Raw genomic sequence first — 14,710 nt, 5'->3', positions numbered from 1 at the left:
AAGGACGTGAGTGAAGTGCAGATAATTATTCCAATGACAGGATACGGCTCACGATTTGTTGCAGCAGGCTATCCCGACCTGAAGCCTCTTATTCCTGTTCATGGCATACCGATAATCGAATGGATAGTTAGAGGTATGTATAAGGGAGAGGACGATTTTCTGTTTGTATGCAGAAAAGAACATCTTGAAACGATCAGCAAGCTCGGACCGACACTCCGCAGGATAGCTCCGAAGGGCAGGATATTCGCCATAGATGACTGGATAAAAAAAGGCCCTGTGTATGATGTTTTGCGGGCGGCAGACGAAATAAAGGATGACGAACCGTGCATCGTTAATTACTGCGATTTTTATCAGGAGTGGGATCACTCGGATTTTGTCAGAAAGGCTCTGGAGCGCGGCTGTGAGGGAGCTGTTCCCTGCTACAGCGGCTTTCACCCGAATCTGCTTCCGCAGAAGAATCTGTACGCTTCCTGCCGTGTGGATGATGAAGAAAACCTGATCGAGATACGCGAAAAATATTCCTTTGAGAAGGATAAGACCAGGGCGAGACATTCCCCCGGTGTTTACTATTTCAAGAATGGCGCACTGTTAAAGACTTATTTTGAAAGACAGGTCAGAGAAGGCACAGAGATCAACGGTGAGCATTATGCAAGCCTGCCGTATAATTTCATGGTAGAGGACGGACTTAAAGTCTGGTGCCCGATAAATGTCAGGTATTTTTGTCAATGGGGCACACCTGAGGATATGCAGGAATATTTATTTTGGTCTGAGCTGACAAGGAGATATGATAAATGAACATTTTGATGCCAATGGCAGGCGCGGGCAAGCGTTTCGCCGATGCGGGTTATCCGCAGCTTAAACCGCTGATACCTACGACAGAACGCCGCGATGGGAAAAAATATCCGATGGTAGTCTGTGCGATGCACGATGTTGAAGAATGCGGTACAGGTGATGACAGACAGATATTTGTTATCCGTACAGATTATAAAAAGGATATCCAGCCTATTATCCGGCAGTATTACCCGAGATCGCAGATCATCGGCGTGGATCATCTTACAGAGGGTCAGGCGTGTACCTGCCTGCTTGCCAGGGATCTTATCGACAACGATCAGCCGCTTTTTATCGCAGGCTGTGATAACGGCATGATGATCGACCGCGAAAAGTTCATCGCTGCTTCATCACAGGCCGAGGTGCTTGTGTTCACCTATCGTCATAATGAAGCTGTTCTTGAGAATCCTAAGGCATACGGCTGGGTCCGCACTGACGGCGATTCGGATATTGCCGTGGGAGTATCGGTAAAGCAGCCCATTTCTGACGATCCTGTAAACGATCATGCGATAGCCGCGTCGTTCTGGTTTAAGCGCGGAAGTGATTTCGTCAGATTTGCCGAAAAGATGATCGCCGCAAATGACCGCATAAACAATGAGTTTTACGTTGACAAGGTCATTGGCTGGTGTATCGAAGGTGGGCTCGACACAAGAGTATTTGAACTTGACCGCTATATTGGATGGGGGACTCCTGCTGATTATGAAGGCTACGAAAGGACACTCGCTTACTGGCGGGGATTCACGCACAGCAGCGCATTTTTGCCTGAAGCTGAGTGACATACTTCAATATGAAAAAAAGATCATATACATAGCTGCCGCTGCCGCACTGCTGCTGAAGCTGATAGTTATGGGTATTTTTTCATCGGATTACCAGAATCAGATGTTTGAACCGTTTGTACGGACATTTCTGGAAAATCATTTTAAAAATCCATATGATCTTTATTATTCACAGGGTAAGGAGATAAATTTCCCATATCCTCCCGTGATGCTCGTAATAATGTCTGTCAGCGAGGGACTATGCCTGCTTCTGCCCGATCTGCCGCTTTTTTTGCATAATATAATTTTCAAGCTTCCTTTGTTTGTTATGGACTGCATAGTTTTTGCATATTTTTGCAAAAGCTTTCCGGACAGCAAGCTGAAAGTAACGGTGCTCTATTTTTTGTCTCCGCTGATATTATATGCAACATATATACACAGTCAGCTGGATATAGTTCCGATGACCTTTCTGTTCCTTTCGCTGATATATATGACAAACAGCAATTCGAGTAGGAATTTTTATCTGTCTGCACTGTTTCTGTCGCTTTCGCTGTTATGTAAGTTCCATATTGCGGCTATCCTGCCGCTGATAGTTCTTTATCTCAGCAAGCACCGCGGAAAGTACACGGCTCTGTTCTTTACTTTGCTTGTTATCGCGATGACCGCACTGGGTATCCTGCCGTTTTACTGCGACGGATTTGTAAACGGAGTCGTGTTCAATGCCGCTCAATCAACAGTTTTTTCACTGTATCTGTCATATGGCGAGCTGAAATTCTATGCATCGATAGCTGCTGTCCTGCTGATATACCTTTATGCGATGAATATGAACTTCATCAACAGCGACCTGCTTCTGGGACTCGGCGGACTGACCTTTTCTATCTTTCTTGTATTATGTATTCCGATGCCGGGATGGTATATGTGGGTGATACTGTTTATTGCGGATTTTGTGATACGTTCCAACGGATATCAGCACTCCTACCTTTGCTACTTCATGCTCCAGGCACTTTATCTGGTATATTTCATCTTTTTCCACCATACCGCCAACGGCGCAGTAGATTTCTATTTCTTTACAACAGACTGCTCGTTTATCAAATCAGAAAGCTCCCAGCTCATAAATATATCTTTTACGATGCTGAGCGCAACTGTGCTGTACATGGGCTTCCTGATGCACAAATTCTGCGTTGCGGGAAACAGTTTTTATCATTTCCATGATGCTTCCTTTGTGATAGGCATCTGCGGCGACAGCGGAACGGGAAAAAGCACGCTTCTGAAGCATATAAGCAGTATGTTCAGCAGTAACAGCCTTCTTCAGATAGAGGGCGACGGCGACCACAAATGGGAGCGCGGTGACAGCAACTGGCAGAACTATACACACCTTGATCCGCAGGCAAACTACTTGTACCGTCAGGCAATGGATATAAAACGCCTGAAAAACGGAGAGGCGGTCAAGCGGGTTGACTACGACCACGATACGGGACATTTCACCAGACTGAAAACTTTCCGCCCCTGCCGCTTTATCTCGATATGCGGACTGCATATCTTCTATTTGTCGCAGCTGAGAAATATAGTGGATCTGAAGATATATACCGAGGCTGACGAGGAACTGCGCATCTTCTGGAAAATGAACAGGGATACCGACTCACGCGGCTATACCCGTGAGGATATATTGTCGCAGATACAATCGCGCTATAAGGATGCTGAAAGATATATCTATCCGCAGAAAGAATTTGCCGATATTATCTTTCATTATTTTCTCGATGATGAAGAAACCGGTTCCGTCGGTATGAGGATGATAATAAACACTCAGATAGATCTTGACAGGTTTATCGAGGTCCTTAACGGTGCGGGTGCGGCTTTTTCCTATGATTATTCAAAGGATTTCCGCTACCGTATAATCGAATACCGCCCGTCATTGAACAAAGGACTTCGGTCCGCTGATTTCGGAAAGCTTTTTAGTCAGATCTTTGAGCGCGGTTATGATATTATCAGTGAGGAGTTCTTTGCCGAAAGCCCCTCTGACGGTATCCAGAAGCTTATACTTATACAGGCGATCTATTCAAAGTTGAGGGAAGGATCATGATAAAAGCAGCTTTTTTTGATATTGACGATACACTTTATGCGTATCATCCCTGTGACAATGCGGCTGTGCTGCAAATGCATCGGGTATTTATGAATCTTACGGGACGGAAATGTACGAAAGATCAGTTTGATAAGATGCTTTCCGACGCAAAAAAATATGTCAAGGAAAACACTGCGAATACAGCTGCCTGCCACAACAGGATGCTGTATGCCCAGCGGCTGTGCGAGATCGGAGGCTGCTTCAGTGCCGAGAACGTTCTGGCTCTTTACAATGCGTACTGGGATACATTTTTAGGTGAAATGCAGCTTTATGAAAATGTGGCTGAGGTCTTTTCAATGTTGAAAAGCGCAGGTATCCGCATTGGTTTTTGTACAGATCTGACAGCACATATTCAGATGCGCAAACTTGTCAGGCTCGGAATTTCGGATATTGCCGATGCGGTCGTCACCAGTGAGGAAAGCGGCATAGAAAAGCCTGCACCCCGCTCCTTTCAGCTGCTGCTCGGCAAGCTCGGAGTGGAGCCCGAACAGGTGGTCATGATAGGCGACGATCATAAAAAGGACATCGTCGGCGCAGCTGCTTTAGGCATGAAAACGATCATGTTCGGGGGCAGCGGCGGCGACACGCTGCACGCAGCAGATTTTTATGAGCTTGAAGCGATCTTCAGGGAGATGATAGAGTGAAAAACAAGATCAGGCTAAAGGAACTGCTTCGGTTCCTGGTCGGCGGTGGCTCGGCAGTCTTAGTTGATTTTCTGAGCTATCATCTTCTGATGTATCTGGGGCTGTCCGCTGATATATCTAAGGCGGTGTCATATGTTCTGGGTGCAGCGGTGGGCTTTGTGATAAACAAGCTCTGGACTTTTGAAAGCAAGCACTTTCATTCGCTTGAGATCGTGAAATACATACTGCTGTATGCAGTGTCTGCTTTTATTAATACCATGATAAATCATCTCGTTCTGTGGCTGACAGATATAAGCATCCTTGCATTTCTGGCAGCTACAGGTACAAGCACGGTCATAAATTTTATCGGACAGAAATTCTTTGTGTTTACTAAGAAGGGAGATACTGAATAATGCTTTTTTCTATCGTTGTTCCCTGTTATAATGAAAAGGAAAATATACCACTGCTGCTCGAACGTTTTTCAGACTGTATCGGGACCCGCAGAAATATCGAGCTGGTTATAGTGGATAACGGCTCGACCGACGGAAGCGGCAAGCTGATCGACGAACTTCTGGTCGGATACCCGTTTGCGGTCAAGGTCACCGTTCCTGTCAATAAGGGTTACGGCTACGGGATACTGAGCGGACTTAATGCGGCAAAAGGCGATTTTCTTGGCTGGACTCACGCCGATCTGCAAACAGACCCCGCAGATGTTATCAGGGCAGCAGCTATTATCGCCAAAAACGGGTATGACAAGAATATCTACGTTAAAGGCAACCGTAAGGGAAGACCTGCTGCTGATGTATTTTTCACTTTCGGTATGAGCGTTCTTGAAATGCTCCTCACCAACGAATGGCTTGAGGATATAAATGCACAGCCAAATATGTTCAGCAGGAGCTTCTTTGAACAGTGGGCGGAGCCGCCTTATGATTTTTCGCTGGATCTTTACGCCTATTACATGGCAAGGAAGAAGCGGCTTCGGATGATAAAATTCCCCGTTCGTTTCCCCGAACGCATTCACGGTGAGTCGAAGTGGAACATAAATGCTTCGGCAAAGATCAAATTCATCAAGAGAACGATCGATTACAGTATCAGGCTGACAAAGAAAGGCGTGAAATAAAATGAGATATATTTGTCATCGGATAAATGAGTCCTCCGCTCTGAAGGATATATCAGAGGAACTCGGAGCGGAAATAGATCTCAGAGACGATCTGAACGGGCGTATCTATCTGGAGCATGACCCGTTCAAAGGCGGAGAGGATCTTGAAGAATATCTTCGTTCCTATCATCATGGTCTGCTTATCCTGAATATCAAAAGCGAGCGCATCGAGTGGAAGGCGCTCGAACTGGTGAAAAAAGCAGGCGTCAAGGATTATTTTTTCCTTGACAGCACCTTCCCGATGATAGCTCTGCTGGCGCAGAACGGCATATCGGATATCGCTTTGCGCTTTTCGGAATATGAGGGTATCGACACTATACGGAACATGGCGGGAAAAGTCAGGTGGATCTGGGCTGACTGCTTTACAAAATGTGCTCTTACCGCTGAGAACTTTGCCGAGTTTAAAAAGCTCGGGTATAATGTCTGCATCGTTTCGCCCGAGCTTCAGGGAAGACCCGAGGATATTGAGTCGGATGCAAAATATTTGCAGGAACAAAACATTATCCCCGATGCGATCTGTACTAAGAGCTATAATATACCCATCTGGCAAAAATACTTCGGATAAAGGAGAACGGTTATGGAAAATTACCGCGGCAAAGCCGCAGAACTGTCATATATCTCAAAGCTGGTCGGACAGGATGAGCTTTATGTTCAGGCAGGGGGAGGAAACACGTCCGTAAAGCTTGACGACAAGCTGATGCTTGTTAAAGCCTCGGGATTTCAGCTCACAGAAGTCACGGAAACGAGCGGATATTCTGTTGCGGACTACAGCATTATTGCAGAACATATGGCTTCGGGGACCCTTGATGACAGAAGGGAACAGGAGATACTTGCCGCGTCTCTTGCTGACGGGCTTCGCCCTTCGATCGAGACTTTCCTGCACTCGATAACACGTACCTATACCATCCATACGCACCCTCTCGGCGTAACGATATATGCGTCGAAGAAAAACGGCATGGAAGAATTGAAACAGATGTTCCCGCAAAGCCTGACGGTCGGATATGCCACCCCTGGCGTGCGTCTGGCGCGGCTGTGCTATGACGCTGTCAGCAGTTCGCCCGATGCGCAGGTGATCTTTCTTGCCAATCACGGGCTGATCGTCAGTGCTGACACTGCCGAGGAAGCGCTCAGCCTTCACCGCGAGATAACAAAGAAAATAGACAGCTCGTTAGGTCTTGACACAATGGCAGCTGATACGGGAGAAGCCGTTTTCCGTGCGCTGCAGGGTCTTCAGAGGGGCTGTATCGCATACAGGGTCGAAACCAAAGCGGTATGCGAGATCTTGAAAAAACGATCCGCGGCATGGCGTTACGCTTTTTCACCCGATTGCGTGGTCTACTGCGGCAACGGTCTTGCAGAACTGGAGACCGACTATGCGAACGAATTCCGCATCCACCGCGAAAAATACGGTGAGATCAAGGCGGTTATTGCAAACGGCTATTGTTTCGCTGTTGCGGAAAATGTTAAAAAGGCGCGTGACATCGCCTGTATGCTTGATTTCACGGCAAGGCTTGCCCTGTCGGGAGCGGAACTTACAGAGCTGACACAGCAGGAAAAAAACTTTCTGTTAAACTGGGATTCCGAAAAATACCGTGCTTCAATGAAATGATAAGCCTCGGAAAACCGAATCGAGCCGCCCTCTTTTCGTAAGAGAGCGGCTCGATGTCATTCCGAAAAATCACGGTCGATGTTAATGTAGAAAGTATACTCGGGAAAACGCTCTGAAAGAGCGCCGCGGATGCTTTCGGCGAGCTGTGTCTTGTTCGGCTCGGAGTAGTCGAACATCAGGTCGAAGGAACAGTGCTTCGAGGTGCTGTCGGCGTAGAAGCCGTGCAGCTGGGTTATCTGCGGATACTTGGCGGTCTCTTCGCGGACGGCGTTGTTTATCTCGATGGACTCCTCGTCGGAGTTGTTGGCGGCGTAAACGCCTATCGTCAGCAGCACGCCCGTTTCGGCGTAGATGTCGGGAACGATGCGGCGGGTCAGCGCGTCCAGCTCACGGACGGTCATGTTGTCGCAGAGTTCGAGGTGTACCGAACCGAAGGATTCGGCAGGGCCGTAGCTGTGCAGGATGAGGTCATAGGCTCCGCGCACTTCCTCGTAGGAGCAGAGCCTCTGCTTTATGAGGTCGGTGAGTTCGGCGTCGGCACGGACGCCGATGATGCTGTCGAAAGTCTCGCGTATCATCTCGTAGCCTGCCTTCAGGATGAACAGCGAGATGATGACGCCGAGCCATCCCTCAAGGTTCAGTCCGCACGCCATATTTATCAGGGCGGAGATGAGGGTCGCGCCCGTGATGACCGCGTCGCCGAGAGCGTCCGCGCCCGATGCTTTGAGGGTGGTCGAGCTGAGTTTGCGGCTTTTTGAAATGTAGAACCTTCCGAGGAATATCTTTGTGATAACGGCGGCGGCGATGACGGCTGCCGAGACCGCCGTGAATTTCGGCTCGACAGGCCTGATTATCTTCACGACCGATTCCTTTAAAGAAACGAGACCTGCGGTGATGACCACGATGGACACTATCGCCGAGGTGATGTACTCGACCCTGCCGTGTCCGTAGGGGTGTTCACGGTCTGCGCCGCGGCCTGCGAGCTTTGTGCCGACTATCGTGATGACCGAGGACAGCACATCGCTGAGGTTGTTGACGGCGTCGAGAAGAACGGCTGTCGAACGCGCCGCAAGACCTACTGCGGTTTTGAATGACGCGAGTGCGACGTTCACGCACACGCCGATGATGCTGACCTTCACTATTTCTTTTGTGCGGTCCATATGTTCACGTCCTCTTTCGGTCAGTTTTGCCAAATTAGATTGAGTAAAATACATTATATCACTCTTTTAAAATTTTGTCAAGTTATTTGTTTCGATACAGCGGAAAAATACCATATTTTGTGGTCGGGAGCGCAAAAAACGGCAGATGTCGTCAGATTGCAAGAAAACTGCACAAAAAACTTGGAGAAAAATTGTGCAGTATTACAAGCTGAAAATTTCATGAAAACTATGGAAATTTGGAAACTAATATGTTATAATTTATATGTGACAGTGTGCCCGAAAATGTTCGGGCAGGTGGCGTGCGGCTTGTGCGCTCATCTTTAAGTATGTCAAAAATTTATATTGGAGGAATTACCAATGGCAAAGAAGTATTGTTATCTGTTCAAAGAGGGTAACGCTACCATGAGAGAGCTTCTCGGCGGTAAGGGTGCTAACCTCGCTGAGATGACCAACATCGGTCTCCCTGTTCCTCAGGGCTTCACCATCACTACCGAGGCTTGCACTCAGTACTATGAGGACGGCGGCATCAGCGACGAGATCCTTGCAGAGATCAACGAGTACATCGTAAAGATGGAGGAGATCACCGGCAAGAAGTTCGGCGATAAGGAGAATCCGCTTCTCGTTTCCGTTCGTTCGGGTGCCCGCGCTTCCATGCCCGGCATGATGGACACCATTCTTAACCTCGGTCTGAACGAGACTGTTGTTGAGACCATCGCTGCTAAGTCCGGCAACGCAAGATGGGCTTATGACTGCTACAGAAGATTTATCCAGATGTACTCCGACGTTGTTATGGAAGTCGGCAAGAAGTACTTTGAAGAGCTTATCGACAAGATGAAGGCTGACAGAGGCGTTAAGCAGGACGTTGAGCTGAACGCTGACGACCTCAAGGAGCTCGCTAACCAGTTCAAGGCTGAGTACAAGGCTAAGATCGGCGCAGACTTCCCCGAGGATCCTAAGGAGCAGCTCGTTGGCGCTATCAAGGCTGTATTCAGAAGCTGGGACAACCCGAGAGCTAACGTTTACAGACGTGACAACGACATCCCGTTCAGCTGGGGCACCGCTGTAAACGTACAGGCTATGGCATTCGGCAACATGGGTGACGACTGCGGTACCGGCGTTGCATTCACCAGAGACCCTGCTACCGGCGAGAAGAAGCTCATGGGCGAGTTCCTCAAGAACGCTCAGGGCGAGGACGTTGTTGCAGGCGTTCGTACTCCTATGCCTATCACTCAGATGGAGCAGGAGTTCCCCGAGGCTTACGCAGAGTTCGTAAAGGTTTGCGACATCCTCGAGAGCCACTATCACGATATGCAGGATATGGAGTTCACTGTTGAGAACAAGAAGCTGTTCATGCTCCAGTGCAGAAACGGTAAGAGAACCGCTCAGGCTGCTCTCAAGATCGCTTGCGACCTCGTTGACGAGGGTATGAAGAGCGAGGAAGAGGCAGTTGCAATGATCGATCCTCGTAACCTCGACACTCTGCTCCACCCGCAGTTCGACGCTAAGGCACTCAAGGCTGCTACCCCTGTTGGTAAGGGTCTGGGCGCTTCCCCCGGAGCTGCTTGCGGTAAGATCGTATTCACCGCTGACGACGCTGAGGCTTGGAACGCTAAGGGCGAGAAGGTAGTTCTCGTTCGTCTTGAGACCTCTCCTGAGGACATCACCGGTATGAAGGCTGCTCAGGGTATCCTGACTGTCCGCGGCGGTATGACCTCTCACGCTGCTGTTGTTGCCCGTGGTATGGGTACCTGCTGCGTATCCGGCTGCTCCGACATCAACATGGACGAAGCTAACAAGAAGTTCACTCTCTCCGGCAAGGAGTATCACGAGGGCGACTACCTCTCGATCGATGGTTCCACCGGTAACATCTATGACGGCATCATCCCGACCGTTGACGCTCAGATCGCAGGCGAGTTCGGCAGGATCATGGCTTGGGCTGACAAGTACAGAAAGCTCAAGGTAAGAACCAACGCTGATACTCCTGCTGACGCTAAGAAGGCAAGAGAGCTCGGCGCTGAGGGTATCGGTCTTTGCAGAACCGAGCATATGTTCTTCGAGCCCTCCAGAATCGCAGCATTCAGAGAGATGATCTGCGCTGATACCGTTGAAGAGAGAGAAGCTGCACTCGCTAAGATCGAGCCGATGCAGCAGGGCGACTTCGAGGCTCTGTACGAGGCTCTCGAGGGCAATCCTGTAACCATCAGATTCCTCGATCCGCCTCTCCACGAGTTCGTTCCGACCGAAGAGGACGACATCAAGGCACTGGCTGACGCACAGGGCAAGAGCGTTGCTGACATCAAGGCTATCATCGCTTCCCTCCACGAGTTCAACCCGATGATGGGTCACCGTGGCTGCCGTCTGACTGTAACCTATCCTGAGATCGCTAAGATGCAGACTAAGGCTGTTATCAAGGCTGCTATCAACGTTAAGAAGGCTCACCCCGACTGGAACGTTAAGCCCGAGATCATGATCCCGCTGGTAGGCGAGGTCAAGGAGTTCAAGTTCGTTAAGAAGATCGTTGTTGAGACCGCTGACGCTGTTATCGCTGAGGCCGGTTCCGATCTGACTTACGAAGTTGGTACCATGATCGAGATCCCGAGAGCTGCTCTGACTGCTGACGAGATCGCTAAGGAAGCTGACTTCTTCTGCTTCGGTACTAACGACCTGACTCAGATGACCTTCGGCTTCTCGAGAGACGACGCCGGCAAGTTCCTTGGAGCTTACTACGACAGCAAGATCTACGAGAACGATCCGTTCGCTAAGCTTGACACCACCGGTGTTGGCAAGCTGATGAAGATGGCTATCGACCTCGGCAAGCCTGTAAACAACGCTCTCCACTGCGGTATCTGCGGTGAGCACGGCGGCGACCCGACATCCGTTGAGTTCTGCCACAAGATCGGTCTGGATTATGTATCCTGCTCGCCGTTCAGAGTGCCGATCGCAAGACTGGCTGCTGCTCAGGCTGCAATCAACGAAGGAAAGTAATTCACGACTATCTCAAAATCGGCGATTTTACGCTGTTTCAGGGCGATGCAGAGAAGTACTTCAAAGCTAAGTCCGAGAAGCGTGAATTCCATAATTGGCGTGACATCCGTGTAAACGTGTATGTCTGAGCTGATAGAATAGTTAATAATAAGGCTCTCACAGTTCATCGGCTGTGAGAGCCTTTTTTGTTTACGAAAAAAATACAAGACAGCCTTAGGCTGCCTTGAGTATTTCTAAGCGTGAAAGATGTTATTATTGAAATGACAACAAAATATAAATAATATTAGCTATCACTCTTAGAATCTAATAAGGATTCCTTTTTCTTTTCAATTTTATCCGCTATTGTATCTGCTACATCGGAAATAAAATCAAGATAACATTTATTATTCCATTCTTCGTTTTCTTTGTCAGTTTGATATTCTTGAATTAATAAAGGAATAATTTCTAAAAATACCAATAGATTTAATTTTGCTTTCATCTCATCAGGTTCGTCGTTATCAAAATCGCCTATATACGATAAAAGATCCACGTCTAAAACATCACGCCTAATACTAACATCGATTTTAGTGTGACTTCCATAGCTTAATTCTATTGAGACTTTATTTAATTGCCTGCTTTCCAAGAAAAAAGACAATGCACTTATAACGTTAATTACTGATTCGCCAGAAGCGGATAACTTGGTTTGACTATCTTCTGTATCACCTTGAAAAGCTTTTATTGCATTAATGCATAATTCATCTTCGTTAACATCAATGGCGTTATTCGTATAATATATTCTATTTACTAACCACAAAAAGAAATCACTGTTAAGATTAAATGTAGTATTATCTAATTCATTTTTTCCGCTATATGAAAGCATTTTTCGCAAAACTATTTTCGCATCAGATTTCTTGTTGATGATATAATTTACACCTATACCTGTTGTATATACTACAATAAATCCAGATTGAGGTACATTATTCTCTTCTGAACCAGTATTGGATACTTTGTCATATGAGAAACTTATAAGATTATATTCTACATCTGTTTTTAGAAATGAAGCCGTCAAATTTTCTTGAAAACATTTTTCTATTCTCCAATTTCTTCTTGATATACCATTACCGTTATCATCATCAGAAATCTCGTCAGTTAGTAAAGAAATTGCTTCGTTAATGTTAGATGTTTTATTATCTTTCCATTTTGTGGTTGACACATATTTCACCTTATTTCTATTATTGCTTTATTAGAGGTAAACTCAGTAAAAACTTTGTTTTTATTCAATTCACAACATAATTCGGATTTGACTTGAACGTCTTGATTTTTGATAAGCATTATGTCCAAACTGATTTTTGTATTAATTGCAGCTTGAGCATTAAACATTTTGTCTATGTAAGCAACAAAATTTCCATTGGAATCAATTCCTGCGACATTACTTGGGTTGGATAATTGCATAGTGTAAAACGGTGATGCAGAACTTATAATCCTCAGTTCTTTGCATTTGCTCTGATAAGCTGATACACTAATATCAACTTTAATTCTTTCTGGATTTGTACCATTAATCCTTAAAGTTGGAGTATTCATAATACTGGGATTTTCTTTTCCCCGGTAAAAAACAACTTCTATTCTTTGTTTTTTTATTTTTGTTTCAAAAAAGTTTGCTATACAATTTAGCACTATCTCTGATGAAGCAAAATAAACAGAAATACCAACATCATTTGCTATGTCCGGATCAGAAATAAGCTTTTCAAAGATATTATAAGTATAAAAAAGCTTTATTCCGACAAATGCACTCAAAAACGGCATTAAAATCTTTAATAGTTTAGATAAGAATCTCAGAGTATTTGAAATCATCCGAATACCCCTCGCTCTACCATTGGCTTAATTATACTATCAACAATATTATGAGCTTCTTCATTAACTATAACAATACCATTTGATTGTATTTTTATATCAACATGTATTGTTTCTATTTTACCTTTAAAAGAAATCCTACTGATATCGATAGAAGAATCATCTGATAGAAACTCAAGTCGCTCACACAATAAGCAGATGTAAGCTGGATTCTTTTGAATTGATTGAATAAATTGACTCATTTCCTCGGCGAGTTCTTCATCATCTTCATTGAATTCTATTTTGTACACCTGCATTCCATAGCGAGTTGATAGTTCTTTTAACAAAGATATGATCAAAGATGTAGAAATAATTACTTGCCGATACCCTTGATCAAATTGATTTTTCAAAAAAGAATAGTACTCAGAGGTCTCGTCATAAAAAATGGTTTCAATCTTATTGCTTTTACTAAAAAACTTAAACTTTTTGTTCTTCATGCTTACACCTCCTCATCTTTAATTATAGCATAGAAAACAATAAAAATCAATATAGATTGTCTATTTTGAGCACAAATACAAACTATATTTTCATCTAATTTACTATTACTGAATCTATTGTATACGTTTTATGAATCTGTGAGCGTAGTAAGATATGCCGCTTGATAGCATGAATGAAATACTGTGCTATACCAATAAAGAACTCACTGCAATCGCCCATATTGATAAGATTGATTTTTATTGTTCTGTTGTTGATATCATTAAAGATATATCTGAAATGAGATATAAACTCGGTAACTTTTTCTTCAATCAGCCTCGGAACAAAGCGCCAGTTACCACGATACTTCTTATTTTCCACAGAAGCATAGTATTTCCACTCCAGAGAATTCTGTTGATCAGATACTTTAAATATAGCTTTTTTCTTTTTGATGTACGGAAGTAAATTTAAGGAGTTTAAGACCAGGTGGTACGAATCCAACATCAGCAAGATACTAAAGAACCCGTTCTACGCTGGCATACTGGAGTATCACAAGCAGTTCACACCCGACTTTCTTGAGCAGAAGAAGATCAACAATTTCGGTGAGATAGATCGTCTGCGAGTTGATGGCAGACACGAACCTATCGTTACGCTGGAGGAATTCAACAGGGTGCAAGAGATCATGGAAAGCAAGATACTGAAAAATCCTGCCAACAAGACAGGACGCAAGGAAAATGGCAAGAAGCCCGTTTCGGACGTATGGTGCAGGCTTCTGGTATGCTCCTGCGGATGCACATTCAACCGCAAGGTATGGCACACCACATCAAAGGGTACGCAGTACGGGTATATGTGCTAGCCCTCGCATTTTCGTTTTGAGATAATCACAAGATATATCCGCCGCCGTTTGCAGAAGCGGCGCCTTTTTCTTCTCTACCAATTATACATGAAATCATTCCGGCTTTCAAGTACATAAGTCAAAAATCCGATTTTATAACTCATATCAAAATACACAAATGCCTTCGGAACAAAATGACGATTTCGTTCCTGTTTTTCTTTTGTTCAGAACCTGTTTCAGCAGTTACATAAAATAAAAAAGACATCGCCGCCCTGCTCCGCACAGACGGCATTTTTAATTTCCCCAAGCAGAAAAATTGTATAAAATAACATTTTTCGCGCAAACTATTCCTGC

The 14,710-nt window shown here is 45.5% G+C and carries 14 protein-coding genes; 10 read left to right on the top strand and 4 right to left on the bottom strand.

Annotated features, from left to right (window positions below; genetic code table 11):
• Nucleotides 1-33 precede the first annotated feature (33 nt).
• The 8 genes from BT142_RS00420 to BT142_RS00385 all read left to right on the top strand — a co-directional run bounded on the left by BT142_RS00420 (nucleotide 34) and on the right by BT142_RS00385 (nucleotide 7,093).
• Nucleotides 34-795 carry an NTP transferase domain-containing protein gene (locus tag BT142_RS00420; RefSeq protein ID WP_242940019.1) on the top strand — a complete coding sequence of 254 codons (762 nt, stop codon included), beginning with the start codon at nucleotides 34-36 and terminating at the stop codon, nucleotides 793-795.
• Entirely contained in the window at nucleotides 792-1,604 is an 813-nt protein-coding gene (locus tag BT142_RS00415) for a glycosyltransferase family protein (protein ID WP_072416229.1), read from the top strand. The genes BT142_RS00420 and BT142_RS00415 overlap by 4 nt, the downstream gene beginning before the upstream one ends.
• A gap of 439 nt (nucleotides 1,605-2,043) precedes the next feature.
• On the top strand, nucleotides 2,044-3,663 hold the full coding sequence (locus BT142_RS00410; RefSeq protein WP_175444869.1) for a uridine kinase: 1,620 nt from the start codon (nucleotides 2,044-2,046) through the stop codon (nucleotides 3,661-3,663).
• On the top strand, nucleotides 3,660-4,346 hold the full coding sequence (locus BT142_RS00405) for an HAD family hydrolase (RefSeq protein ID WP_072416228.1): 687 nt from the start codon (nucleotides 3,660-3,662) through the stop codon (nucleotides 4,344-4,346). Before BT142_RS00410 ends, BT142_RS00405 begins: the two co-directional genes overlap by 4 nt.
• Entirely contained in the window at nucleotides 4,343-4,738 is a 396-nt protein-coding gene (locus BT142_RS00400) for a GtrA family protein (protein WP_072416227.1), read from the top strand. Before BT142_RS00405 ends, BT142_RS00400 begins: the two co-directional genes overlap by 4 nt.
• On the top strand, nucleotides 4,738-5,445 hold the full coding sequence (locus tag BT142_RS00395) for a glycosyltransferase family 2 protein (protein ID WP_072416226.1): 708 nt from the start codon (nucleotides 4,738-4,740) through the stop codon (nucleotides 5,443-5,445). The genes BT142_RS00400 and BT142_RS00395 overlap by 1 nt, the downstream gene beginning before the upstream one ends.
• A gap of 1 nt (nucleotide 5,446) precedes the next feature.
• The gene (locus BT142_RS00390) at nucleotides 5,447-6,049 is read left to right on the top strand and encodes a PI-PLC domain-containing protein (RefSeq protein WP_072416225.1); all 603 of its coding nucleotides are present in this window, start codon (nucleotides 5,447-5,449) and stop codon (nucleotides 6,047-6,049) included.
• 12 nt (nucleotides 6,050-6,061) lie between these two features.
• Entirely contained in the window at nucleotides 6,062-7,093 is a 1,032-nt protein-coding gene (locus BT142_RS00385) for a class II aldolase/adducin family protein (RefSeq protein ID WP_072416224.1), read from the top strand.
• A 56-nt stretch (nucleotides 7,094-7,149) separates the two neighbouring features.
• Here BT142_RS00385 and BT142_RS00380 read toward each other — a convergent pair whose 3' ends face one another.
• Nucleotides 7,150-8,253 carry a cation diffusion facilitator family transporter gene (locus BT142_RS00380; RefSeq protein ID WP_072416223.1) on the bottom strand — a complete coding sequence of 368 codons (1,104 nt, stop codon included), beginning with the start codon at nucleotides 8,251-8,253 and terminating at the stop codon, nucleotides 7,150-7,152.
• Nucleotides 8,254-8,610: 357 nt separating this feature from the next.
• On the opposite strand from BT142_RS00380, the gene ppdK reads away from it, so the two are divergent.
• Nucleotides 8,611-11,238, top strand: a complete 2,628-nt coding sequence (gene ppdK, locus BT142_RS00375; protein WP_072416222.1) for a pyruvate, phosphate dikinase — start codon at nucleotides 8,611-8,613, stop codon at nucleotides 11,236-11,238.
• 283 nt (nucleotides 11,239-11,521) lie between these two features.
• Here ppdK and BT142_RS00370 read toward each other — a convergent pair whose 3' ends face one another.
• From BT142_RS00370 to BT142_RS00360, 3 genes are read right to left on the bottom strand one after another with little or no spacing between them, the layout of a single operon-like run.
• Nucleotides 11,522-12,430 carry a hypothetical protein gene (locus BT142_RS00370; protein WP_072416221.1) on the bottom strand — a complete coding sequence of 303 codons (909 nt, stop codon included), beginning with the start codon at nucleotides 12,428-12,430 and terminating at the stop codon, nucleotides 11,522-11,524.
• A gap of 5 nt (nucleotides 12,431-12,435) precedes the next feature.
• On the bottom strand, nucleotides 12,436-13,068 hold the full coding sequence (locus tag BT142_RS00365) for a hypothetical protein (protein ID WP_072416220.1): 633 nt from the start codon (nucleotides 13,066-13,068) through the stop codon (nucleotides 12,436-12,438).
• A complete protein-coding gene (locus tag BT142_RS00360) occupies nucleotides 13,065-13,544 on the bottom strand; it encodes a hypothetical protein (protein ID WP_072416219.1) in 480 nt (159 codons plus the stop codon). Before BT142_RS00360 ends, BT142_RS00365 begins: the two co-directional genes overlap by 4 nt.
• Before the next feature lie 428 nt (nucleotides 13,545-13,972).
• Between BT142_RS00360 and BT142_RS00350 the strand changes: the two genes are divergently transcribed.
• On the top strand, nucleotides 13,973-14,377 hold the full coding sequence (locus BT142_RS00350; RefSeq protein WP_242871894.1) for a recombinase family protein: 405 nt from the start codon (nucleotides 13,973-13,975) through the stop codon (nucleotides 14,375-14,377).
• Nucleotides 14,378-14,710 lie beyond the last annotated feature (333 nt).

The organism is Ruminococcus sp. YE71 (assembly GCF_900119155.1).
Lineage (GTDB): Bacteria > Bacillota > Clostridia > Oscillospirales > Ruminococcaceae > YE71.
This window is presented reverse-complemented; position numbering and strand designations above follow the sequence as displayed.